Source organism: Paenibacillus sp. OAS669 (genome assembly GCF_014873645.1).
Classification (GTDB): Bacteria; Bacillota; Bacilli; order Paenibacillales; family NBRC-103111; genus Paenibacillus_S; species Paenibacillus_S vulneris.
The window spans coordinates 205,064-228,240 of the sequence record NZ_JADBDR010000001.1 but is presented as its reverse complement, the minus strand read 5'-3'; the positions used below and the strand labels follow the sequence as shown (position 1 = coordinate 228,240).

Annotated in this window: 22 protein-coding genes; 15 read left to right on the top strand and 7 right to left on the bottom strand. The window is 49.7% G+C overall.

What is annotated here, in order from left to right:
- The first annotated feature begins 61 nt into the window (after positions 1–61).
- Both GGC63_RS00900 and yidC read left to right on the top strand, forming a co-directional pair.
- Complete coding sequence (locus tag GGC63_RS00900; RefSeq protein WP_144027984.1) at positions 62–427, top strand: hypothetical protein; 366 nt, start codon at positions 62–64, stop codon at positions 425–427.
- Complete coding sequence (gene yidC / locus GGC63_RS00895; RefSeq protein WP_192700733.1) at positions 364–1,179, top strand: membrane protein insertase YidC; 816 nt, start codon at positions 364–366, stop codon at positions 1,177–1,179. Before GGC63_RS00900 ends, yidC begins: the two co-directional genes overlap by 64 nt.
- Positions 1,180–1,311: 132 nt before the next feature.
- On the opposite strand, the gene GGC63_RS00890 is transcribed toward yidC, so the two are convergent.
- A complete protein-coding gene (locus GGC63_RS00890; RefSeq protein WP_192700732.1) occupies positions 1,312–2,217 on the bottom strand; it encodes an SDR family oxidoreductase in 906 nt (301 codons plus the stop codon).
- Between the two features lie 406 nt (positions 2,218–2,623).
- On the opposite strand from GGC63_RS00890, the gene GGC63_RS00885 reads away from it, so the two are divergent.
- Together GGC63_RS00885 and GGC63_RS00880 are read left to right on the top strand one after the other, a co-directional pair.
- Complete coding sequence (locus GGC63_RS00885; protein WP_192700731.1) at positions 2,624–3,517, top strand: DUF2167 domain-containing protein; 894 nt, start codon at positions 2,624–2,626, stop codon at positions 3,515–3,517.
- 36 nt (positions 3,518–3,553) lie between these two features.
- Positions 3,554–4,093 carry a hypothetical protein gene (locus tag GGC63_RS00880; RefSeq protein ID WP_192700730.1) on the top strand — a complete coding sequence of 180 codons (540 nt, stop codon included), beginning with the start codon at positions 3,554–3,556 and terminating at the stop codon, positions 4,091–4,093.
- A gap of 163 nt (positions 4,094–4,256) precedes the next feature.
- On the opposite strand, the gene aroC is transcribed toward GGC63_RS00880, so the two are convergent.
- A complete protein-coding gene (gene aroC, locus GGC63_RS00875; protein ID WP_192700729.1) occupies positions 4,257–5,312 on the bottom strand; it encodes a chorismate synthase in 1,056 nt (351 codons plus the stop codon).
- Between the two features lie 412 nt (positions 5,313–5,724).
- Here aroC and nirB point away from each other — a divergent pair, with 412 nt between their 5' ends.
- From nirB to cobA, 4 genes are all read left to right on the top strand, one after another.
- Positions 5,725–8,160: a nitrite reductase large subunit NirB gene (nirB, locus tag GGC63_RS00870; RefSeq protein ID WP_318780958.1), complete on the top strand. Its 2,436-nt coding sequence runs from the start codon at positions 5,725–5,727 to the stop codon at positions 8,158–8,160.
- 28 nt (positions 8,161–8,188) lie between these two features.
- Complete coding sequence (gene nirD, locus GGC63_RS00865) at positions 8,189–8,524, top strand: nitrite reductase small subunit NirD (RefSeq protein ID WP_192700728.1); 336 nt, start codon at positions 8,189–8,191, stop codon at positions 8,522–8,524.
- Positions 8,525–8,557: 33 nt separating this feature from the next.
- Positions 8,558–9,379 carry a formate/nitrite transporter family protein gene (locus tag GGC63_RS00860; RefSeq protein WP_192700727.1) on the top strand — a complete coding sequence of 274 codons (822 nt, stop codon included), beginning with the start codon at positions 8,558–8,560 and terminating at the stop codon, positions 9,377–9,379.
- Positions 9,380–9,468: 89 nt separating this feature from the next.
- Entirely contained in the window at positions 9,469–10,230 is a 762-nt protein-coding gene (gene cobA / locus GGC63_RS00855) for a uroporphyrinogen-III C-methyltransferase (RefSeq protein ID WP_192701375.1), read from the top strand.
- Positions 10,231–10,371: 141 nt separating this feature from the next.
- On the opposite strand, the gene GGC63_RS00850 is transcribed toward cobA, so the two are convergent.
- Together GGC63_RS00850 and GGC63_RS00845 are read right to left on the bottom strand one after the other, a co-directional pair.
- Positions 10,372–12,096, bottom strand: coding sequence for an ATP-binding cassette domain-containing protein (locus tag GGC63_RS00850; RefSeq protein WP_192700726.1), 1,725 nt, complete (start codon positions 12,094–12,096; stop codon positions 10,372–10,374).
- Positions 12,093–12,914: an ATP-binding cassette domain-containing protein gene (locus GGC63_RS00845; protein WP_192700725.1), complete on the bottom strand. Its 822-nt coding sequence runs from the start codon at positions 12,912–12,914 to the stop codon at positions 12,093–12,095. Before GGC63_RS00845 ends, GGC63_RS00850 begins: the two co-directional genes overlap by 4 nt.
- Before the next feature lie 96 nt (positions 12,915–13,010).
- Between GGC63_RS00845 and GGC63_RS00840 the strand changes: the two genes are divergently transcribed.
- Complete coding sequence (locus tag GGC63_RS00840) at positions 13,011–13,601, top strand: biotin transporter BioY (protein WP_192700724.1); 591 nt, start codon at positions 13,011–13,013, stop codon at positions 13,599–13,601.
- A gap of 112 nt (positions 13,602–13,713) precedes the next feature.
- Here GGC63_RS00840 and GGC63_RS00835 read toward each other — a convergent pair whose 3' ends face one another.
- Entirely contained in the window at positions 13,714–14,475 is a 762-nt protein-coding gene (locus GGC63_RS00835) for a DeoR/GlpR family DNA-binding transcription regulator (protein WP_192700723.1), read from the bottom strand.
- A gap of 424 nt (positions 14,476–14,899) precedes the next feature.
- Here GGC63_RS00835 and GGC63_RS00830 point away from each other — a divergent pair, with 424 nt between their 5' ends.
- The 6 genes from GGC63_RS00830 to GGC63_RS00805 all read left to right on the top strand — a co-directional run bounded on the left by GGC63_RS00830 (position 14,900) and on the right by GGC63_RS00805 (position 21,448).
- A complete protein-coding gene (locus GGC63_RS00830; protein ID WP_192700722.1) occupies positions 14,900–16,243 on the top strand; it encodes an ABC transporter substrate-binding protein in 1,344 nt (447 codons plus the stop codon).
- A 329-nt stretch (positions 16,244–16,572) separates the two neighbouring features.
- Entirely contained in the window at positions 16,573–17,208 is a 636-nt protein-coding gene (locus GGC63_RS00825) for a VC0807 family protein (protein ID WP_192700721.1), read from the top strand.
- A 22-nt stretch (positions 17,209–17,230) separates the two neighbouring features.
- Positions 17,231–17,770: a GNAT family N-acetyltransferase gene (locus tag GGC63_RS00820; protein WP_192700720.1), complete on the top strand. Its 540-nt coding sequence runs from the start codon at positions 17,231–17,233 to the stop codon at positions 17,768–17,770.
- 179 nt (positions 17,771–17,949) lie between these two features.
- A complete protein-coding gene (locus GGC63_RS00815) occupies positions 17,950–18,666 on the top strand; it encodes a DUF2238 domain-containing protein (RefSeq protein ID WP_192700719.1) in 717 nt (238 codons plus the stop codon).
- A 173-nt stretch (positions 18,667–18,839) separates the two neighbouring features.
- Positions 18,840–21,047, top strand: coding sequence for an alpha-galactosidase (locus tag GGC63_RS00810; protein WP_192700718.1), 2,208 nt, complete (start codon positions 18,840–18,842; stop codon positions 21,045–21,047).
- Positions 21,048–21,073: 26 nt separating this feature from the next.
- Positions 21,074–21,448 carry a cupin domain-containing protein gene (locus GGC63_RS00805; RefSeq protein ID WP_192700717.1) on the top strand — a complete coding sequence of 125 codons (375 nt, stop codon included), beginning with the start codon at positions 21,074–21,076 and terminating at the stop codon, positions 21,446–21,448.
- Between the two features lie 85 nt (positions 21,449–21,533).
- Here the strand turns inward: GGC63_RS00805 and GGC63_RS00800 are convergent, their stop codons facing one another.
- Together GGC63_RS00800 and GGC63_RS00795 are read right to left on the bottom strand one after the other, a co-directional pair.
- Positions 21,534–22,001: a DinB family protein gene (locus GGC63_RS00800; protein WP_192700716.1), complete on the bottom strand. Its 468-nt coding sequence runs from the start codon at positions 21,999–22,001 to the stop codon at positions 21,534–21,536.
- Between the two features lie 102 nt (positions 22,002–22,103).
- Positions 22,104–22,991, bottom strand: coding sequence for an AraC family transcriptional regulator (locus GGC63_RS00795; protein ID WP_192700715.1), 888 nt, complete (start codon positions 22,989–22,991; stop codon positions 22,104–22,106).
- Positions 22,992–23,177: the final 186 nt, after the last annotated feature.

Below are 23,177 nucleotides of genomic sequence, written 5' to 3'. Positions count from 1 at the left end.
GTGCAGAGCAATGTACCCTAAAAATCAAATAATGTAAGTATACCAAAAGGAGGTGAATGCATTGTTTGAGGTTCAGGAAATGGTCATCCACGAATGGATTCCCTACTTGATTTCCATAAGCGTCATTTGTACGTTCACGTATGCTTATCTAGCCCATCTTCATGAAGGAACTACAGAAGGGCTGTTCCCGGTCCACCATGACTGGGTCCCTGTATTGCCCATGCCCATGCCTGATGGCCACCGGGTGGAGCAGCATCATTGGCTCACCAGAAAAGTAAAGCGAAAAGAAGCGCCTGATGGTGATTTGGAAGATTGTTATTCTTCGTTGGGAGTTAAGACTTTTATCCAACGAGGAGGACCTTTATGGCCAACAATGCATTCACCTTTTTCAAAAAATACAGCTTATTCGCAGCTCTTGCAGCATTAGTTTTATTAAGCGGGTGCGGCGTCAGCGGTCCTAACGCAACGATCGATGCCAACACTCCGGGATTTTTTAATCATTATATTGTGTTTCCTTTTTCTTATTTAATTCAGCATTTTGCTTCGTTCTTTGACGGAAGCTATGGTATGGCGTTAATCCTGTTAACCTTGCTGGTCAGACTGGTGCTGCTTCCGCTTATGATGAGACAGTACCGCAGTCAGCACATGATGAAGCAGAAAATGAACCTCCTGCAGCCTGAATTGAAGGAGCTTCAGGAGAAATATAAAGATAAGAGCGATGCGGAGTCCAAAGCCAAGCTGCAGCAGGAAACGATGCAGCTTTATCAGAAGCATCAGGTTAATCCGCTTGCCGTAGGCTGCTTGCCGATGTTAATCCAGATTCCTATCCTGTCCGGTTTATATTATGCAATCAAGCTTACACCGGAATTGGCCGACCATTCCTTCCTGTGGTTTCAGCTGGGACGTCCCGATCCGGTTCTGCCGTTCATCGCGGCGATCATTTATTTCTTTCAATTCAAGGTTTCCCAGATGGGAACGGACCCGGCGCAGCAGAAGCAGTTTGCCTTGGTCGGTTATATATCGCCGATTATGATGGCTGTATTCTCATTCAGCGCTCCGGCAGCCGTTCCACTGTATTGGGTAGTGGGCGGAGTCTTCGTTCTGCTGCAGACTTTATGGGCCAAAAAAATCTATCATTCGAAGCCCGGCGAAGCTTTGAGCCTTGAGAAAAATCATTAATGAAGAACCGGCAAGCCCTTAAGGAAAACAGCTCAGGCAGTCGGTATAAAAAAACTAAGCGGCCTTCGTTCCGAATTCATCGGACGGAGGCCGTTTTATTTTTCCTTATACGAGGCTTTTGCCTTGGCTTACTTAAGAAGTAATAAACTGCCCGCCGTTAACATGCAGCGTTTCTCCCGTCACGAATCGGGAATCGTCGCTTGCGAGATAGACATAGGCTGGGGCCAGCTCGAAGGGCTGCCCGGCACGCTTCATAGGGGTATCGGACCCGAAAGTCGATACCTCCTCGGCCGAATAGCTTGAAACGATCAATGGCGTCCAAATTGGGCCAGGAGCTACGGAGTTCACCCGGATATTTTGGTCGACCAGCGACATAGCGAGAGACCGTGTGAAGGTGACGATAGCCCCTTTGGTAGAGGAATAATCGATGAGCTCTTTATTGCCTCTGTAGGCCGTAATGGAAGCGGTGTTGATGATAGAGCTTCCGGGCTTCAAATGCGGCAGCGCAGCCTGAGTCATAAAGAAAAACGAGAAAATATTGGTGGTGAACGTGTTGAGCAGCTGCTCCTCGGTAATATCGAGAATGCTTTGCTGCGGGAATTGAACCCCGATATTATTGACCAGTATATCAAGCTTGCCGAACGCTTGCAGCGTTTGCTCCACGACGGAGGCGCTTTGGGCCTTGTGCCGAAGATCGGCCTGAATAGCCAGACATCTTCCGCCGAGCTGCTCGATCCGACGCTTGGTTTCCTCGGCGTCCGGTACTTCATATAAGTATACGATGACCACATTGGCCCCTTCCTTGGAAAAAGCTATAGCCGCTGCACGTCCGATACCGCTGTCGCCGCCGGTAATTATGGCAACCTTGTTTTTCAATTTGCCGCTTCCGGCATAGGATGGATTTTCGGTAATCGGGCGGGGATTCATTAAGTATTCAAGTCCAGGCTGCTGATCCTGATGCTGAGGGGGGAATGTGATAGGTTGTTCCTTGCACACCGTTTTTTTACTGTAATACGGGTAAACTGGATACGAATTCATGGGTACCTCCAAACAGACTGGGTATTTGTTCGGAGTTAGTGTATTCCTTAGCCTATCTGCAGGTTACTGGGCTTGCAAGATTTCTGCTCTCAGATAGCCTTTTTGGCATGTTCACAAAATGTTCACAATACAAAAGCTAAACAATCAGCCGATTCAAGTCGAAATAATAAAAGTGCCTGAAAGTAAATGAAACCCAAAATTGTTAAAAAATACACAAATCTATATTAAAAAACAAGGATTTCAACAGCATAACCCAGCTCATGCTCTCTATGAAATGGGAATTAGGGCACAAATTTACGAAAGAATGGAGTAGGTCATTGGACAGGGTCGTATGAACACGACAGCTAGAATGAAGCAAGTGAAGCTTAATATCAAACTAGAAAAACAAATGTGGAGGATCAACAACATGAAAAAACGGTTTATCGGAATGACGCTAGCGTTAACTTTGCTGTGGGGATCGGCAGTATCTGCGGCGGAGAACAAATACAATTGGATCGATGGCGGAAAAAAGGTGGATTTGAAGCAAGTGGCGACGATTGATTTGGATCCGTCCTTTGTCTTTCTGGATGCAGCCAATACGATGAAGATGAGCAAGGATAATCACGATTCGCCCTCCGGCAAGGAACTCGGCAGTATTTATCCGAAGGATGAGAATCAGAACTGGGCCGTCATCTTCGAATACGAGGAATCGGGTCACATCAAAGACGATGAGAAAAAGAAGATTGATGCCAAAGCGATTTTGAAAAGCTATCAAAAAGGGACGGAAGAAGCCAATAAGGAAAAGCAGCCTGGTCAAAGGCTATACGTAACTGGCTGGGACGTTGAGCCTTTCTATGACGAAAAAACACATAACCTCACTTGGTCCATGCTGGCGGAGGACGATAACAAGGAGCAGCTGCTGAATTACAATGTGCGTATCTTAACGAGACAAGGGTACGTATCGGCCATTCTGATCTCCGACCCTGAGCATCGTGAAGCGGATAAGAAAGTGCTGACTGAGAAAATTTTGACCAAGCTGGAGATGAAGCAGGGGCAACGGTATGAGGATTTTGACGCATCCAAGGATAAGGTATCGGAATATGGTCTGAGCGCATTGATCCTTGGCGGCGCCGGATTGGCTGTTGCCAAGAAGGTCGGCTTGCTTGCCACAATCGGCCTATTGGGTAAAAAATTCTTTATTGTCATTATCGCAGCGTTCGGCGTGATCATTGGCTTGATTAAGAAATTGTTCAGCAGGAAGAAGAAGGAGCCGGTGCAGGCCTCACCGCAGGATCAGCACGAAAACACGCCACCGGTGTAAGGAGTCCATATTCCAGAATGCAGGAGGGATACGGAAGTGAATCAGGTTTTTTCCAGATTTATTAACAAATACCTGCTGGGCTATGCATTTCAGCCTGCACGAAGAAATCGGCGAGGGGACATGGTGCTTGTCAAAGGGAAGCTGATCAACCGCGGCGTATACATAGGCTTTTTCATAGCGCTATGCGCGTTTGCTTTATTCTATTTGGACGAGGACGATTCCGAGGATTGGATTTATCATCTTATTTATTTGGGAGCGGCCGCGCTTTTTCTTGGTGTGTGCTCCATCATTCTCGCTTGCTCCAAGACAGTGGTTAGCGATCGGTATGTGACGAGATACCAGTGGTACGGGAGGAAAACGATCTATTTTGAGGATATTCACACCGTATCCTTTACCCGATTTTTCGGAGGCTGCTTTGTTCTTAAAGACGCCAGGAGGACGGTATGGGTGCCGATGGAAAATATGGGGAGTGCCGAATTCGTTGAGCTTCTCTGCGAAAAGCTCGGCAAGGAACGCTGCGCTGCCGCGGTACAAGCGATCCATAATAGAAAAAATGAGCTGGCCAAGCTGTTCTAGTGAGTGGCGTAGGAAAGATCGGTTCCTGTTACGGAACCGGTCTTTTTCGATTTACGGCGCCGGCCTCGAAAATTTATTAAGTCTGGCGTGTAAAAAAACAAAAGCACTTCGCTTTGCAAGGAAGTGCTTTCGGGGGCTCATGCAGGGAGATTGACCCGAACGGTCAATCATGCAAGGCGGCTTGCCGCTTGCAGTGGTCTTCTACAACGAGGCAGGCCATTGCCTCGATGACCGGTACGATTCTGGGGCAGATACACGGATCGTGTCTTCCCAAGGTTACGATGGTCTGTTCCTCCCCACGGACATTCACCGTTTGCTGCGGGACGGAGATGGAGGATGTCGGCTTGATGGCAACGCGGAATACGATCTCGTCTCCGGTGCTGATCCCGCCAATGATACCTCCGGAATGATTGCTCAAGAAGCCGGAGGCATCCATCGCGTCGTTATGCTCGCTGCCCAGCATGGCAGCCGCGGCGAAGCCTGCGCCGAATTCGATACCTTTGACCGCGCCGATCGAGAGCATGGCTTTGGCCAGATCCGCGTCCAGCTTGTCGAATACGGGTTCGCCAATCCCGGCCTTCACTCCCCGAATTCTGCATTCCACTATGCCGCCGCAGCTGTCCCCGGCCGCGGCCAGTGCTTCAACCTTCTCTATCATCCGCTTTGCGGCTTCCGGGTCGGCGGCCCGAACCGCATTGCGTTCGATTTCGCTTTCTATGAACTGTGTTCCTGAGATCCCGCCGATCTCTTTGGAATACGCGACCACAGAAATGCCGCGCTTCTCAAGCAATTTGCGAGCTACCGCGCCCGCTGCAACCCTTCCCGCCGTTTCCCTTCCCGAGGCTCTTCCGCTGCCTCGATGATCCCGAATCCCATATTTTTGCAAATAGGTATAGTCGGCATGTCCGGGGCGGAAGGCCAGCTTGATATCGTCGTAAGCAGACGGTCTCATGTCCTTGTTATATAAAATGATGAATAACGGCGTACCGGTTGTTTTTCCTTCGAACATTCCAGACAGTATATGGACCTGATCGTACTCCTTCCGGGGGGTTGTAACGGAAGATTGCCCCGGCTTCCTCCGGTCCATCTGCACTTGTATATAGGCCTCGTCTATCTCTACCCCTGGAGTCACCCCATCGATTATGACTCCCACCGCTTCTCCGTGAGACTCTCCGAATGTGGTGATTTTAAATGTATCCCCGAATGAATTTCCTGCCATCGTTTGCCGCTCCTTTGTAATCGTCTTTTAGTGTGATGTTAAGGGTTATTATAAGGCTTACTTTGAAATAGATGAAATAGCAATAAAGCGAGAAAGAAATAGAGCAGATCTATATCATGTTTAACATATGTAATATAACCTAACACAATAACTAAAGTTTGTTAGGGAAGAATCGCGGTAAACACGAACAATAAACTAAATAATACATAGAAACATACGTGTTATTGAAAAATTTTTTTTAAAAACATGGAATTATCATAAAAAAAGTATTGAAATATCCGGCTTCAGCCGTTAAATTAAATGTATGAGTAATGTTATCTAACATAACATTGACTTGATAATATGGTATTTCGCAGTGAGTAAATCAAACTTGATGTTAATTAACATTACATCAACCGAGGAGCGGATGGGTATGAGAAAGAAACTGGTATTAATCGGCAACGGGATGGCGGGTGTAAATGCCATCGAGCAGCTGCTAAAGCTTGCGCCTCATGATTATGATATCACGGTATTCGGAAGCGAGCCTCATCCGAATTACAATCGTATATTGCTGTCCTCCGTCCTTGCCGGCGATGCAGATATCCAGGATATCGTCATTAACGATTGGGATTGGTATAAGGATAATGGAATCACCCTTCATGCCGGTCAGACCGTAAATCATATCGACACTCAGCGTAAAATCGTAAAAACATCTAGCGGTATGACGGCGGAATATGATGATCTGATTCTGGCAACAGGTTCACTACCTTTTATGCTGCCGCTCCCCGGCGCAGATAAAGAGGGGGTTATCGCCTTCCGGGATATCAAGGATTGTCAAACGATGCTGGAAGCCTCCAAAACCTATAAGAAGGCGGTCGTCATAGGCGGCGGCTTGCTCGGATTGGAAGCGGCCCGGGGCCTGCGCAATTTGAACATGGATGTATCGGTCGTTCATATTTTTAAATATTTGATGGAGCGCCAATTGGATGAGACGGCATCGCGTATGCTGCAATCGGAATTGGAAGCCCAAGGGATGCGGTTTTTGCTTGAGAAAAATACGGACTCCATCCTGGGCAAGAAGCGAGTGACCGGCGTAAGGTTCAAGGACGGCAGCGAAGTGGAAGCCGACCTTGTCGTCATGGCTGTCGGTATTCGACCGAATGTTGACTTGGCCAAGGAAAGCGGGGTTGAAGTCCATCGGGGCATCGTGGTCAATGACTACATGGAAACGAATATACCGAATGTATATGCCGTTGGCGAATGTGCGGAGCATCGCGGGGTAGCTTACGGGCTGGTGGCTCCTCTGTATGAGCAAGGGGCCGAATTGGCCAAAAGGCTGGCGGGAGTCGCTTCCCAGGGATATCAAGGCTCCGTCGTATCGACCAAGCTGAAAGTGTCGGGGGTTAACGTATTCTCCGCAGGGCAATTCTCGGATGAACCGGGTACACGTTCGGTGCGGGTGCAGGATGATTTTGAAGGGATTTATAAGAAAGTCGTCATCAAAGACGGTAAGGTTATCGGCTCCGTTCTATTCGGAGATACCAGCGACGGCTCGAAGCTTTTTGCCATGATCCGTAACGGCGAGGATGTAACAGGAAGAGAGAAGCAGGTACTGCTGGGAGACAGCGCCGGAGGCAGCGGTAAATCAGGGACGGATTATGTCGCATCCCTGCCGGACAGTGAAATTATTTGCGGCTGTAACGGGGTGTCCAAGGGGACGATCATCAATGCCATTCAGGAGAAGGGCTGCAGCAGCGTCAATGAGATCAAGGCCTGCACCAAAGCTTCGGGCTCCTGCGGAGGCTGCAAGCCCCTGGTCGCCGACCTTCTGACTCTTACTTTAGGTGCAGACGGCGTCAAAACAGTCAAGGAAGGCATATGCGGCTGTACGGAGCATTCGCGGGATGAAATCGTGGCAGCTATTCGCAGCATGCATCTGACGACGACCAAAGAGGTTATGAATGTGCTGGAATGGAAAACGGAGGAAGGATGCTCCAAGTGCCGCCCGGCGTTGAACTACTATTTAGGTATGATTTGGCCTGAAGAGCATGAAGATGAAAGAGAATCACGCTTTGTCAATGAGCGGAATCATGCCAATATCCAGAAGGATGGAACCTATTCAGTCGTGCCGAGAATATACGGAGGCGTAACCTCACCGCAGGAACTGAAACGAATCGCCGAGGTGGCTGAGAAGTACGAGGTGCCGATGGTCAAATTTACCGGCGGACAAAGACTCGACCTGCTGGGTGTGAAAAAAGAAGATTTGCCGAAAGTATGGGCCGATCTTGATATGCCGTCCGGTTATGCGTATGGGAAAGCCTTAAGAACCGTGAAAACCTGCGTCGGATCTACCTTCTGCCGGTTTGGAACCCAGGATTCCATAGGAATGGGAATTAAGCTGGAAAAGAAATTCGAGCGCTTGAACACCCCTGCCAAGGTGAAGCTTGCCGTTTCCGGCTGCCCTCGCAACTGCGCCGAGTCTTCTATTAAAGATTTCGGGGTCATAGCGATCGATGGGGGCTGGGAGCTGCATGTCGGGGGCAACGGTGGAGTGAAGGTGAGAGCGACGGATCTGCTCTGCAAAGTGAAGACGGAAGAGGAAGTGCTCGAATGGGCAGGGGCTTTCCTGCAATATTACCGTGAGCAAGCCAAATGGAATGAACGGACCAGCGAATGGGTGGAGCGTGTTGGCGTTGCTTCGATTGCTGCGGCTCTCGAGAAGAAGGAGGATCGCGAAGCCTTGGTGGCACGCATTGAGAAGACACTCAGCTTAACGACGGATCCATGGAAAGAAATCATTGAGAAGGATAAGCTGCGGGCTACTTTCGAAGAGCTCCAAGCAAAAGATATGACCGCGGTTCAACATTAATCAGGATTATCGAATTAGGAGGGGTCTTATGAAAAGAATAGTTGTAGCTAACGAATCGGACATTATGGAACGAAGAGCAAGAGTGATTCATGTGGATGGTGTAGAAATTGCGATTTTCAAACTTTCGGACGGCGGCTTCAGGGCCATTGAGAACCGCTGTCCTCATAAGAACGGGAAGCTGTCCGAAGGGATTGTGTGTGATCACCATGTGTTTTGTCCGCTGCATGATTGGAAAATCGATCTGAATGACGGCATCGTACAGGCGCCTGACGAAGGCTGTGTCAAAGCATATCGCATAGAAATTGACGAGCAGACGAGAGATGTCGTTCTAGTCCTCGATAGCCCTGATAGTATTGCCTCATAATCATCTCGGAGGGTAGAAAAGGAGTTGGAAGGAATGGATTACGTCAAACCGGAGCAGGTTGTGGAACAGATGGTTCAAGCGGGCGTCAATAAGGCCCAGTTATCCATCAAAGATTTGCTGATTCGAGGATTTTTAGGCGGTGCCATATTGGCCTTTGCCACTACGCTCGCTTTTACCGCATCTGCACAAACGAAGCTGGGGCTCGTCGGAGCCCTGGTGTTCCCGGTAGGCTTCGTCATGATCGTTCTGCTTGGCTTGGAGCTTGTAACGGGGAGCTTCGCTTTGATCCCGCTGGCGGTTCTTAATAAACGAGTATCGGTTCGAAGCATGCTGAACAATTTCTTATGGGTAATTATCGGGCATTTGGCAGGCTCGGTCGCGTATGCGGCTCTCTTTTATGCGGCTGTAACGAACTTCGGACATGTTAGCGATAACGCCGTTATCCAAACGATCATCAAGACGGCTGAAACGAAGACGAACGGCTATTCGGGCATAGGGTTCGATGGGATGGTAGCGGTGTTTGCAAAAGCCGTGCTGTGCAACTGGATGGTGACATTAGGTGCGGTTATGGCCATGACAAGTCAATCTACATTAGGAAAAATCGCGGCCATGTGGCTTCCGATTCTCACGTTTTTCGCACAGGGCTTCGAGCATGCTGTCGTCAATATGTTCGTCATTCCGGCCGGCATGATGTATGGCGCCAACGTCACCTTCGGAGGCTGGTGGCTGTGGAATCAAATTCCTGTTCTGCTCGGCAATTTTGTCGGAGGGGTCTTGTTTACCGGGCTGCTGCTCTACTTTACCCATATGCGCAAAGATGCGGGCGTTCCTTCTAAAAATTCCAAGGCAGCTTAACCGCCTAATCATGAAGTGCTTCCGCTATAAAAACGGAGGGCTCTATCATACTTTTTCTATAACATAGCTTAGTTGAGGTGCTGCTTATGATGACGAAGAAGGGGAAAGTATTTTTTGTTGGAGCAGGACCTGGCGATCCGGATTTAATAACAGTTAAAGGATTGCGATGTATTCAAACCTCCGATGTGATCGTGTATGACCGGTTAGCCAATCCGGAGCTGTTGAAATACGCTCAGTCTAACGCGGAGCTTATTTTCTGCGGCAAGCATCCGACCCAGCATACGATGGAGCAGGGACAAATCAATGAGCTTATCGCCAGAAAAGCGCTGGAGGGATATACGGTCACCCGCTTGAAAGGCGGGGATCCCTGCATATTCGGCCGCGTTGCGGAAGAAGCTGAGGTGCTCGCAGATCTCGGGATTGCCTATGAGATTGTCCCTGGTATTACTTCAGGCATAGCAGCTCCGGCTTATGCGGGCATCTCCGTTACGCAGCGCAAAGTAGCGACGACCTTCACGATGGTTACCGGGCATTTATGTCAGGAGGACACCCTGTCCCCGGTGAAATGGCATGCGCTTGCTAACGGAACGGATACGATAGCCTTCTACATGGGGATGGGGAACATTGCCTATCTGTGTGAAGAGCTCATTCATTATGGCCGGAGCGCGGAGACTCCCGCTGCCGTCATCTCGTGGGGAACCCGCGCGGAGCAAAGAACGGTGACCGGGACTTTGGCCACCATTGCTGCAATCGTTCAGCAGCATCAGCTCCCCAACCCAGCTATTATTCTTATTGGCGAAGTCGTCAGGATGAGAGATAAGCTGGCCTGGTTTGAAGAGAAAACAGGATGAAACGGATAAGAATCGGCTGAAACGAATGCTTCGTGCCGGTTCTTTTTCTATTTGTCCGGGCATTTTTTTATGATAATTAAAAGATCGCGAACCCTTTGCGGGTAAGCGATCTTTTTTTCATTCTCACTATAACAGCACAAATCAACCTAACATCCTCTCCAATACAAACAACGCACCAAACAATACAAGCCCAATCCCTACAAGCAGCCAATCCTTCCGTGCAAACTGGATAGGAACCTTAGTGGAGTTATTCAGCCTCCGCAGCTTATACCCTCGGGCCTCCAAAGCCATGGACAGGTCCTCCGCATGCTTCATCATGGCAAGAAGAAGAGGGATCATAAATACCGGAACATCGCGCAGACGAAGCGACCCTTGCTTGGAGGTAGATTTCCCGCGTGCTTTGACGATGAAGGACATGCGTTCAATTTCCTTCCCGATAAGCGGGATGAACCGCAGCAGCAGGGAAGCGGAGAACGTAAATACAGAGACAGGAACCCGTAACCGCTCCAGGAACGATAGCCCCTGCTCCAGGCCGCGCTGCATCATGGTTATACTGGTGCTGGAGGCAAAAGCGACTCCGGTCAACAGCACCAGGAAAAATACCGCTAGCTGACGGATCGTACCGGATGCGGCTGTTATCGAAAAAGAAATGCTCTGGAAGTGCCACCAGGAATCTGAAGCGGAGATCTGTAAACCTGAAATGATACCGGAGATCATGATAAAGATTGCAAAGGCTTTTCCCGCTTTGTATAGAGTCTGCATGGATGCTCTGGCAACCGCAACAATACCCGCCGTTAATAAGCATGAAGCCAGCACGCCGGGCCAATGGCTCTGAATCAAAATTCCTGACGATACCGCAACATAGAACAGCCATTTGGCAATAGGATGAAGCAGATGGACACCGCTAGCGGTTTGTTTGTCCGGTGCCAAATGGGATCGCTGGTGATCCTCCCTTTCCAGAGCTTCGCCAGCCTTTACAGCCGGCTCACCTGCAGGAAGACCTCCCGCAGGCTTAATAGATTGCTCCCGCAAGCTTTCCCATAGGGCATCAGCGGTTTCCTCTGCACTAAATGGTCTTCGATCGCTGATTGAGATCCCCGCGGCCTCCAACTCTACGGCAAGCTGCATTGAGGTTGGCAGCCCGATATGAGCTTTAAGCAGGACGGACGGATCCGTATACAGATCCTTCGGCTCCAATACAGCTTCCAGCATCCCGCAGCGCATGATGACGACCTGATCGACAATGGGGAGGAACGTATCCAGATCATGGCTGACTACGACGGCTCCTCCGAGGCTTTGGTTCCGATGGTTGCGTATAGCTCTCAATAACGGTTCAATACTCGGTGGATCGATCCCTGCGGTCGGTTCATCCAGCAGCAGCCATCGGGGTCTCGCGGCTAAAGTGGCGGCCAAAGCCGCCTTTCGTTTCCAGCCGTCCGATAAGGAGAAGACGGACTCCTTCAGGATGGATTCAGGAAGAGTTAATTGATCTAACACTTCGCTTATTCTGCTATTCTCCTCCTCTTTGGAAAGACGGAGATGCTTCAAAGAGTACGAAAATTCCTTCCTGACACTGTCGGCGAACAGCTGACGCTCCGGATATTGGAATACAAGTCCCGTTTGAAGAAGGGACTCACGGTTCAATCGTTGCCCCCTCCAAAGCGGCTGGTCATCATACGATATGGAGCCGGATGTCAAAGGAATCAGCCCTGCCAGCGCATTCAGCAGGGTTGTTTTCCCCGAACCGGTTTGGCCAATGACAAGAGTGATAGTCCCCGGGAGAAATTGATGATTCATTCTTGAGAGTATCGGATGCCGATCCTCCTTCGGCGACACAACTGTGACATTTTCGAGTCTGATGGTCATAATGCTCTCACCGCATTACTCAGTTCATCTGGAGTTAACGGCTTGGACTTTAACCCACAGCCTCGATTTATCAATCGCTGGGCGACCTGAACGGTGAAAGGAGGAGCAAATCCCAATCGTTCGCAAGGACTCTGACCGCCGTCCGGCAAGCCATAAAAAAATTCGCGGCCAGGGCCGTCATATACGATACTTCCTTCCTCCAGGCCAATAACCCGATCTGAGCCCCTTAGCTCATCCAGCAGCTGCGTAATCCATATTATCGTGCTCCCCTCGGCGTGAAGCTGATGAGCCAGATCTAGAATGGTTTGCCTTGCTAACGGGTCAAGCATAGAAGTAGCCTCATCAAAAATATAGACGGAGGGGCTAACGGCCACGCATCCCGCTATGGCTAGCAGCTGCTTCTGTCCCCCGGACAAGGAGGAAGAGGCTGCATGGGCGAGGGGGGCGAGCCCGACCTTATCAAGAGCCTTCATGGCCAGCTCCTCCAACGAAGGGCCGCTGACTCCAAAATTCGTCAAGCCGAAGCAAACATCTTCAAATACCGTTTCTCCGATGATGGCGGTTTCCGGATTTTGAAAGACGAGCTGCGCCGCCGGGTTGCCAGAAATACATGCGGTGAAGGTGCCGTCGGCAACCGGATAAAGACCCGCCAGCACTTTGGCCAATGTACTTTTGCCGCTGCCGTTTGTGCCGACGATAGTTACCCATTCTTTGGCGCGTATTTGCATATGGATATCCCGAAGGATTGTTTTCTCTGAATCTTGTTGGGAAACCGTACATGAAACTTGCTCAAGAGATAGAATAATGGCTTCTTTCATTCATTTTACTCTTTTCTAACCGAAAGGTTTGTGCTAGAATGCAATTGTCAACTTAATCACTCGTACATAGGTTAACAAATAAAAGGAGCGTTTGCAATGAAAAATGGAATTACAACTAGAGGCATGGCTTTCAGCGCTTTGTTCGGAGCACTGCTGGTCGTATCCAGCTATCTGAACATTCATCTGGGCTTCACACCGATTCCCATTTCCCTGGAGAATCTGGTTGTCATGCTGACCGGGGCTATTCTCGGACCGCTATACGGATTTATAAGCGTTGCGATGGTCGTCGTTTTGACAGCGTTAGGAATCCCTTTGCTGCATGGGAGCGGAGGCTTTGCCCTGCTGCTAGGTCCAACCGGAGGCTTTATCTGGGCGTATCCGTTTGCCGCATTGTTGATCGGCTGGCTGGTGAAGCGGGTGAAAGGACGCGGACCTCTAACCTTTGTCATGACGTTTTTGATTCTGGAGTTGTGCGGTTCGCTGTTTCTATATGTCCTCGGGGTTCCGTGGCTCGCCCATAAAGCGGGAGTCTCCCTGCAAAAGGCAATGATTATGGGATGCTATCCTTATTTGCCCGGAGACGCCGTGAAGGCCGCATTAGCAGCGGTGATTCTCGTTCCGATACGTCAAGTTTTCCCGGCATCACGAATCGTTGGAGTAAGGCCAGGTGCTCATTCAGCGAAATAAAAAGGTTTTTACACCAATGGCAGCATTGTTCGAAGAAAAAAAACCAAGTCAAAAAACGGCCTTCGCAGCATTTGCGAAAGAGCCGTTTCTTTTTTTTGGCTCGCGGATGCTATTAAACGGTAATCAGGTGAACCCCGGAGTCTTTAAACAGCTTCATCTGGGATTCGGAAGCCTCCGACCCGGTTATGAAGGTGTGCACGCTGTTGATCGGGGCTACCGTATGAAGAGAGACCTTGCCGATCTTCGTATCGTCAGCGACAACGATGATTTCCTGAGCCGATTGAATCATGCTCTGCTTGGTAGGAACAAGCTGCGCCTCCGGATGGGTCAAGCCTTGAACCGGATGGATGGCTGGCGTGCCGATGAATGCCTTTTGCACGTGGAGGCTCTTCAACAGCGCGTCCGTGTACATGCCGTTCAGCATGAAGCTGGAATGATAGAGCGTGCCGCCTGTTACGATAACGGTGATCCCTTGGGAGTCCCGGAGCTCGGCAGCCACGTTGATATCGTTGGTCACAACGGTGATGTTGTTTCGGTTAACCAGATGGCGGGCAATATGAATCGTCGTCGTACCGGAATCGATAATCACATGATCCCCGTCTTCAATAAGGGATGCCGCCCTTTTCCCGATACGCGCTTTTTGATCCAATTGATCGCTAACCCGTTCTGAGAAGGAAGGCTCGATATTCGCTCCTTTGTCAACAATGACTCCTCCATGGGTTCTCTTCAGAAGCCCCTCCTGCTCAATCTCTGCCAAATCCCTGCGTATCGTGGCTTCATGCACCTGGAACTCTTTGGCCAGGTCGGATACGGTTGCGACGTGCTGGTGCTTTACAAGCTCAACAATACGCATTTTACGTTCAGCTGCTAACAAGAATGACGCCTCCTTTCGTTCCATTTTCGAAAATGTTCATTTATCGGTCCTATACATCGTTTTAGAATGTTTACATGTTTTTAGATTATGGAGAAAAAGGGGCTGTGTCAAGAAAAACTTAACATTTCCCGCATTGACAATAAAAGAAAAACGTATATAAAATGAATTAAAACGAACACGGTCAAACATATATTGTTTGTATTCGCTCGTTATACGGAAAGGAGGCAGGGTAACCAGTTTTTTTACATAACAGTAATGAAATATTTCGGGGCTCCCCGTAAGGTGCCAGAATCAGCTTCGAGGCCGTGGCATCACTTTGCAGGGGATTTTGGCAAGGCAGCCGGTCCAGACATACAGTTGCAGGATAGAACGAAATAAGTTGAAGCTTGCTTGATAACAACACTATTTTCGTGGAGGCGCTGATATGAGAAAACGAAAAGCTTTTTCACTACTAGCGATAACAGCGGTGGCAGGCGGCGTCCTGCTGACCGGCTGCAGTACCGGTAAAGAGGTCAAGCCGAATTCAGTTACGGCCAATCAGGCCGTAGAAGAGCTGTACAATAATGAACCGGTGACATTGCGATTTTATTCCCATAATGCCGGGATTCTTAGTGATGCCGACCTGGAGGAGCTTATCAGTAAGCCGGTTCGTGCCAAATACCCGAACATTACTCTGGAGCTTATTAAAGGAACCAACCTCGATAAAATGCTAGCCGCAGGCGAGGTACCTGATATTATTGCCACAAGCAATTATTATTTGCACGATGTGCTGCAAATGGGCCTCGGCACGGATTTGAACGATTTCGTAAAAAGCCAGCGCATCGACATGGGCCGTTTTGAACCGGAAGCGGTCAACGTCATGAAAAGCTTCGGCAAAAAAGGCGAGCTATACGGAGTCCCCTATGCCATGAATTACGGTGTGCTTGCATATAACAAGGATATTTTCGATAAATACGGCGTTCCTTATCCCAAGGACGGGATGACTTGGAACCAAATCCTGGAGCTGGCCCGCAAGGTTACTCGTGCCGATCAAGGCAACCAATATATCGGCCTGGATATGGGAGATCCCCAGACCTTAACCCGCGCTTACTCTCTTCCTGTGGTGGACGATAAGCAGGAGAAAGCGGTATTGACCTCTGACGGTTATAAAAAAGTATTCGGCCTATACCAGCAGCTGTACGAGATTCCAGGCATTGTCGATTCCAAGAAAAAGTATACATATGGCATCGATGCCTTCCTGAAGGAGCAGAAGGTGGCGATGTTCCCTTACTGGATTTCCGCATTGACCGCGCGATTGCCGCAGCTGAAGGAGCCGGGCAAGGATTTTAACTGGGATGTTGTGTCGTTCCCTTCCATGGATGACCGGCCTGGTCTAGGAAGAGAGATTGATTTCCACCTGGCGATGGTTCCTCCTAACACCCCGCATCCCAAAGCAGCCTATGCCGTAATCCAAAGCTTGATCAGCGATGCGGCCCAGACGGCCATGAACCGATCGGGCAGCCGATTATCCATATTGAAGGATCCGGCTATCCGTAATCAGTTTGCTGCAGATGCCAAGCTGTATGACGGCAAAAATCTGCTCGGTATTTTCGCTGTGAAGCCTGCGCCATTACCAGAAGCGACGGCTTATGACGTGAAGTCCTACAGCTTCTTAAAGGAAGGGATCAAGTCGATGGTTAACGACGGCAAGGATATCAATACTGCATTAAGAGAAGCCAATGACAAGGCGGACAAATACATACAAGAAATGAAAGCCGCTGCCAAATAGCCATTCGTAACAGAGGACATCTCCTAAGTTGATTTACAGGGGAGGTCCTTTTTTCATTGTGCGGTTTAGCGATAATCATTGACATAATATTTTGCTAAACTCAGGAAAAACCCATTGACATACCGACGGTAGGTATTTTATTATTAGTTTATAAACAAACCGACGGTCGGTAATATAAAAGCCGTTAGTACGATGAATACAATAGCGATGGTGTACAGCAGAAGTAGGAGGACAGATTTACAAGAAGGAATGAAAGCTAGCATAGAATGTGTTATGCCAAAGCGAATACGTTGAATGAATAGACGATTAGTATGGGAGGAAATGATCTTATGTCACGAGTTTTGAGAGGAATCTTAGTTACGCTGCTCATTAATGGTGCAGTTCCTTACGTATTGTATATTTGGCTGTCCAATACCATGTCGAGCTTCGCGGCATTATCCATTGCTACCGTAGTGCCGATGGCAGATAACCTGTTTCATTTGGCTAAGCATAAGAAGCTGGATGTGTTCGGCGGCATGATGCTGTTCACATTTTTGCTGGGGATCGGACTTATTGCGCTGGGCGGCGACGAGAAGCTGCTGCTCATTCGGGAATCCTTCATTACCGCTTCTGTAGGGCTGCTGTTCCTGGTATCCCTGTTGTTCAGAAAACCGTTAATCTATCACTTGGCAATGAAGTTCACCGTTCAAGACAGCACGCATGAGAAGTCGGCCTTTGCCGCGAATTGGGATTACTCGTACTTTCGCTTTGTCGTTCGGTTAATGACGGCTGTGTGGGGCGGCATGCTGCTTGTTGAGGCAGGAGTGCGGATCCTTCTTGTGTATGAACTGACAACGGCTCAATTTTTGGCGGTATCGAATCTCGTCTTCTACGGCTTTATCGGAATCACAATCTTATGGACCGCTCTGTACCGGAAGCATTCCAAGGTTCGATTGCATGCGATCAAAGCTGGCAAAGCAGTTTAATCCATTGAAGGGGGAGAGAGGAATGAGGAACGGGCAAGATATGCAAATTGAGCAAATCGGAGATAACGAGCTGGATTCCATAACGGAATTATATAATGATGTAACCCGCCATATGCGGAAGCAAGGCATCGATCAGTGGGACCAATATTACCCGACCAAGCCGGTGTTCCAGAACGATCTGCTCAACGGACATTTATATGGAATCCGGAAGGATTGGCAGTGGATTGGAGCTGTAGCGGTGAATGAGGAGCAGGACACGGCATTCGAGGGACTGCCTTGGCAGGATCCGTCCGGCAGTTGGATGGTGATTCACCGATTGGCGGTTCATCCGGATTATCAAGGGAGAGGCATCGGCAAGAAGCTGCTCCTGTTTGCGGAAGCAGAAGCGGTGAAGAAGGGCTATACAAGCATTCGTCTGGACGCGTACTCGGCCAATCCGTCAGCCGTAGGAATGTATGAGAAGGCAGGCTATAACCGAATTGGAGAGGTGCGGTACCCGTTCCGGAAGTATCCGTTTCATGTGTATGAGAAAATGATATCCCCAGAGCTTCGTCCTTCCTAAGGCGGGGCGCTTTTTATTTAAAAGCATCGTAGATGCTTTTCACGTGGATAATAACTTGCCCGCGTGTCGTCGGGCCGAGCGGATCGATTTGATTATTCCTCATTGGCATAAATAGGAACTCAGCCGGACAATCTAAGGGTAACAAAACAAACCAGCTGATGCCGGGAAGGAGCTCTTAGATGCCGCGTTCTTCTGAAGTATTGCCAAGATCGTCGATTTGGAAGAGTCATCAGATCCCGTTTGCCCAAAATTGGCCGCTGCATTTATTTATCATAGTATTTGTTCTGTACTGGATTTGGATGGCGGTTCATCCGGTCGATATGACAGACTTTCTGCTTGAAAGCGCGCTTCCTCTTATAGTAACGGTGGTAATTGCCTTTATGTATAAGCACTTTACGTTTAACAATATTTCGCACCTTCTTATAACGGTTTACCTGATGCTGCATCTGACAGGAGCCCATTACGCTTATAAATATGCTCCCCTTGATTTCTGGTACAAGAACACCTTTCACTCCGAGCACGGGGTCTCCGATTGGATCGTTCACTTTTCCTTCGGGCTTCTGATGGTCTATCCTTTGCAGGATATCCTGATTCGATTAGCTAAAACACGTTTGATCTGGATCCATGCTATTGCTTTTACTGTCATCATGGCAGTCAGTGCGATATTCGAGATCATGGAGATGGTGGTAGGTTTTGTTGCCAATCCTCAGCTGGGGCAGCAGTACCTGGGGCTGCAGGGAGATGTGCTGGATACACAGAAGGATATGTTGATGGCGCTCATCGGATCCTTGATCGGCATCGGTTGGGTGGTTTGTTACCGTTTCTTTCAACGTGAGGATGATAAGCTGGCGGATGATGGAGAACGGCACTCAGGAATGAGAGTAAAAGCAAGGTGACTGATATAGAAGGATTAGCGGGGATGATCCGGGCTTTATATAAGCCCGGTTTTTTGTCGTGCCGGAGTAAATATAAATAAACGAAATTTCTCCATATGAAAGTGGGTTTTGTCCATATTCCGGCTCATAGGCAAGTACTATAATGTTGGGTATATCTATCATTGGAGGTAGCCATGAGCATAAGCTTTGACACAACAACGCAAACCTTTCATCTACAAGCCTGTAATGCAAGCTATCTAATACAGATCATCAAATCGAAATATATTGCACACGTACATTGGGGCAGCAGGGTAAGAGGCACCAACATTGGCGGATTGCTGGCCAACCGCAAGCGCTGTTCCTTCTCCCCCTCTACGGACCCTAATGATCTTAGTCTGTCCCTCGATACTTTGCCGCAGGAGCTGCCAGGTTATGGAGGAAGCGATTTTCGGGTTCCGGCCTACCAGGTTCAGCTGGACAACGGGACGACAGTAAGCGAGCTCGTCTATGAATCCCATCGGATTTATCCGGGCAAGCCGCAGCTGCAAGGGCTTCCCGCGACTTACGTCGAACAGGACGATGAGGCGGAAAGTCTGGATATCGTATTGACGGACAAGCTGATCGGGCTGAAAGCAGTCCTTAGCTATACGGTTTTTCGTGATTGTAACGCCGTTGCCCGTTCTGTCCGCTTTTACAATGAAGGCAGCGGTCAGCTCAGACTTCTCCGGGCGTTAAGCATGGGAATCGACCTGCCCCATCCGAATTTTGATATGCTCCATTTATCGGGCTCCTGGGCTAGAGAGAGACATATAGAGCGGCGTCCTCTGACGACTGGAGGGGCATCCATTGAAAGCCGCCGGGGAGCAAGCAGCCACTCGCTCAATCCGTTTATAGCCCTGCTCTCAAAGGATGCGACGGAGGATCACGGGGAAGCTTACGGCTTCAGTCTTGTGTACAGCGGCAGCTTCCTTGCCCAAGCGGAAATCGATCCCTATAGTACAACCCGGGTAGTGATGGGGATTAATCCGTTCGACTTTTCATGGCTGCTGGAGCCGGGAGAATCATTCCAGACACCGGAAGCTGTGCTTGTCTACTCCGCCGACGGACTTGGGGGTATGTCGAGAACCTACCATAAGCTGTATCGTACTCGCCTGTGCCGGGGAGAATTCCGCGACAAGTCGAGACCCGTGCTCGTCAACAATTGGGAGGCTACCTATTTTAACTTCAATGCGGACAAAATCGAAGAAATCGCCAAGGCAGGACAAGAGCTGGGGTTGGAGCTGTTCGTGCTGGACGATGGATGGTTCGGCAAGCGGGATAACGACAAAAGCTCGCTCGGGGACTGGTTCGTCGACCTGAACAAGCTTCCTCAGGGACTTGAAGATCTGGCCGCCCGGGTCAACAAGCTCGGTTTGCAGTTCGGGCTCTGGTTCGAACCCGAGATGGTATCTCCGGACAGCGAGCTGTACCGCGCCCATCCGGACTGGTGTCTGCACGTTCCGGGACGCAGACGTACGGAGGCCCGCCAGCAGCTGATCCTAGATTTCTCACGCAAGGATGTGCGCGAGTACATTATCAAGGTCGTATCCGACATTTTGGCCAGCTGTCCGATTCATTATGTCAAGTGGGACATGAACCGCAACATGACGGAGATTGGCTCCGCCTTGCTGCCGGCCGAGCGGCAAAGAGAAACTGCCCACCGCTATATGCTGGGACTGTATGAAGTGCTGGAGCGAATCACTTCCGCCTTCCCGTACATTTTGTTCGAAAGCTGCTCCGGCGGCGGCGGCCGATTTGATCCGGGGATGCTGTTCTACATGCCCCAGACCTGGACGAGCGATAACACGGATGCCGTGGAGCGTCTGAAGATCCAGTACGGAACGAGCATCGTCTATCCGATCAGTTCCATGGGCTCCCATGTATCGGCGGTACCGAATCATCAGGTTCACCGGGTAACTCCGATTGAAATGCGCGGCCATGTAGCCATGTCAGGTAACTTCGGTTATGAGCTGGATCTGACCAAGTTCACCGAGCAGGACAAAGAGATGGTGAAGCAGCAGATTGCCTTGTACAAGGAGCTGCGGCCATTAATCCAGTTTGGCGATTTTTATCGGCTGTTAAATCCTTTTGAAGGAAACGAGACGGCGTGGATGTTTGTATCCGAGGATCAAGCTTCCGCTCTGGTCGCCTTCTTCCAGGTATTATCGAAGCCGAATGCGCCGCTAACGAAGCTGCGATTGAAGGGTCTTAATCCGAACTTGGACTACCTCGTCCAGGAGGACGGAACGCAGGAAGCGGATGGACTTCTGTTCGGCGGGGACGAGTTGATGCATGTAGGGCTTAATCTGCCCCAGTGGAAAGGGGACTTCCGCAGTCGCCTGTATCGCTTGACGGCCAAATAAACCATTTATTCTCGGGAGGAATCGATATGAAAAAGTACCGTTTGACGGATCTGCAGGATACGAGGGAGGGACATTTTCTCCAAGGGATTTTACCGGGAGAATATTTATGTACGGGGGGCCTGGCCTTCGAGAAGCCCGGCCATCGCACGCATACGAATGATGGTCCCGAAGGAAGAGACTATCATGTGCACAAGGATTGTGAAGTATTCATCATCGCACAGGGCAAGGGGCAGATGGAAGTCGATAAAGTGATGTACCCGGTGGTTACCGGTGACATTATTGTCATCGAACCCGGCGAGGATCATCATCTGATTTCCAGCACGGAAGACCCTGTCGTGACCCTATGGGTTCATGCGGGGCCGACGCGGCATAAAAATCAATTGGAAGAACAACAGGCATAAACTAACCAGAGTAAAAAGTCCTCATCTCACATAGGAGAAAGAGGACTTTTTGCGATCACGGGTTGTATCCGTTTGATCCAACAGGCTATGGCTTACGATTCAATGCCTTCAGCAGCCCGCTTACCATGCCGGAATGAGTGCTTTCATGCATGACATGGAAGGCAAGGAGCTCGCCGATAGTTTCGGCCTTCATAAAGTTTTCCTTCGCAATGCCTTGGGACAGCTTGCCGGATAGAACAGCCTGGACGCGGTTTGGCTGCGCTTTCAACTGTTCCAGGATCGTATCCCAGGCAGGCGGCGCTTCCGTCCAATCCGCGGGCTTCGTCCCGTTGCCGAAGAACGAGCGGTAAGTCGTCGGGCATTCGATGGGATGTCCCGACATACCGAATACCAAGGCATCCGTTACGGTAAGGACATGACCCATCTGCCACAAAATACTGTTATTGAAGCCTTCGGGGATCGTCGAGCGCAGCTGCTCCGGACATTGCTCCGCCTGCTTTAGAAGCTTGTCTCTGGTACGGGTAATCAATGAAAAGACGAATTCTTCTCTCATGCTCAACCTCCAGTGGGATTTCTAATTCCTCCCTATTATACTATGTCCGAAGCGCCATGGTACAACCATGCGGATCATTATAGCCGGCAAAGTGCAAGACATTTATTCAAACCCTCGAAACCGCTGACGGTATTGGGTAGCTGATTCCTGTGCGTATTTGCTGAATTGTCTCGCAAAATAATGAATGGAAGAGAAACCGAGCAGGCTTGCAATTTCAGTAACCGGCATATTGGTCTCCCGCAAATACGCTTTAGCTTTGTCCAGCTTGCATTGGAGCAGGTAGCTCTGCGGACTGGTTCCGGTCTGCTTATGGAACAGCTCATACAAGTAAGCCGTGCTGATCCCAAGCCGCCGGGCCCACTCTCCGACGTTCGCACTGGTGGCGTCGGTTTCCCCGAGCCATTCGATCATTCTGGCAACCCTCGGATCGTAGAACGTGTTATGCGGCTTCAAAGTGTGCTGAATATAACGGACAAGAAAAGACTCAAAGCAGGAACGCAGCAGCAGATCGCTGCCGACGGCCGCGTCGAAATAGGATTCGATAACGGTAAAAAAAGGCTCCATCCACGCAGGACGGTTAGATAGACGTGTGTGAACCGGCAAAGTAAAGCCTTCACTAAATTCCACTCTGTCGGCGCATAAGGAGAGGTCATACAGAGAGGCATTGTGCTCGTTAAGTTTTTTGTCTCCTTTTTGTTTGGGGGTGGAAGGAGAAAGAAGATCCACATAGACGGATGCATGAACCATCGGATCGTCTTGCTCCGCGATGAACAAATGAGCTTCACCGGGAGCGACATAGTACAAGTCTCCCGGTTCAGCCTGCCATGTTCTATCCCCGATCCGGACGCTTCCCCTGCCTGCCGTAATGCAGATGAAGATGTGGACGTACGGCAGTCGGGGGCCTACGATTTGTCCCGGCTTGAACGGGAAAAAGTTGGCGCTGAGAATGCGCGAGCGGATTTCAGTCAATGCAGCGGTGCTGGTTTTCAATGGAGGCGCCTCCCGGATCCGATTGCAGCAGTATGGTTATCGATTACCATCCGTTGTTAGGCTTAGGCTATCACGAGACCGCCCATTTGACAATATTTTATCCTACAATCGTGCAAATCATGGACTCCAGGATAAATATTATTTTTGCCTCTATTGCTATAATGTTTTCGATATCATTCCTGCCAC

Excerpts from the sequence above, each read along its gene's own strand:
- GGC63_RS00860 (WP_192700727.1), top strand. The coding sequence starts at position 8,558 with ATGGATTACGTCAAACCGGAGCAGGTTGTGGAACAGATGGTTCAAGCG.
- GGC63_RS00815 (WP_192700719.1), top strand. The coding sequence starts at position 17,950 with ATGCCGCGTTCTTCTGAAGTATTGCCAAGATCGTCGATTTGGAAGAGT.
- GGC63_RS00805 (WP_192700717.1), top strand. The coding sequence starts at position 21,074 with ATGAAAAAGTACCGTTTGACGGATCTGCAGGATACGAGGGAGGGACAT.
- GGC63_RS00845 (WP_192700725.1), bottom strand. The coding sequence starts at position 12,914 with ATGAAAGAAGCCATTATTCTATCTCTTGAGCAAGTTTCATGTACGGTT.
- aroC (WP_192700729.1), bottom strand. The coding sequence starts at position 5,312 with ATGGCAGGAAATTCATTCGGGGATACATTTAAAATCACCACATTCGGA.
- GGC63_RS00830 (WP_192700722.1), top strand. The coding sequence starts at position 14,900 with ATGAGAAAACGAAAAGCTTTTTCACTACTAGCGATAACAGCGGTGGCA.
- cobA (WP_192701375.1), top strand. The coding sequence starts at position 9,469 with ATGACGAAGAAGGGGAAAGTATTTTTTGTTGGAGCAGGACCTGGCGAT.
- GGC63_RS00810 (WP_192700718.1), top strand. The coding sequence starts at position 18,840 with ATGAGCATAAGCTTTGACACAACAACGCAAACCTTTCATCTACAAGCC.
- GGC63_RS00885 (WP_192700731.1), top strand. The coding sequence starts at position 2,624 with ATGAAAAAACGGTTTATCGGAATGACGCTAGCGTTAACTTTGCTGTGG.
- GGC63_RS00825 (WP_192700721.1), top strand. The coding sequence starts at position 16,573 with ATGTCACGAGTTTTGAGAGGAATCTTAGTTACGCTGCTCATTAATGGT.
- GGC63_RS00840 (WP_192700724.1), top strand. The coding sequence starts at position 13,011 with ATGAAAAATGGAATTACAACTAGAGGCATGGCTTTCAGCGCTTTGTTC.
- GGC63_RS00800 (WP_192700716.1), bottom strand. The coding sequence starts at position 22,001 with ATGAGAGAAGAATTCGTCTTTTCATTGATTACCCGTACCAGAGACAAG.
- GGC63_RS00890 (WP_192700732.1), bottom strand. The coding sequence starts at position 2,217 with ATGAATTCGTATCCAGTTTACCCGTATTACAGTAAAAAAACGGTGTGC.
- yidC (WP_192700733.1), top strand. The coding sequence starts at position 364 with ATGGCCAACAATGCATTCACCTTTTTCAAAAAATACAGCTTATTCGCA.
- GGC63_RS00820 (WP_192700720.1), top strand. The coding sequence starts at position 17,231 with ATGAGGAACGGGCAAGATATGCAAATTGAGCAAATCGGAGATAACGAG.
- GGC63_RS00850 (WP_192700726.1), bottom strand. The coding sequence starts at position 12,096 with ATGACCATCAGACTCGAAAATGTCACAGTTGTGTCGCCGAAGGAGGAT.
- nirD (WP_192700728.1), top strand. The coding sequence starts at position 8,189 with ATGAAAAGAATAGTTGTAGCTAACGAATCGGACATTATGGAACGAAGA.
- nirB (WP_318780958.1), top strand. The coding sequence starts at position 5,725 with ATGAGAAAGAAACTGGTATTAATCGGCAACGGGATGGCGGGTGTAAAT.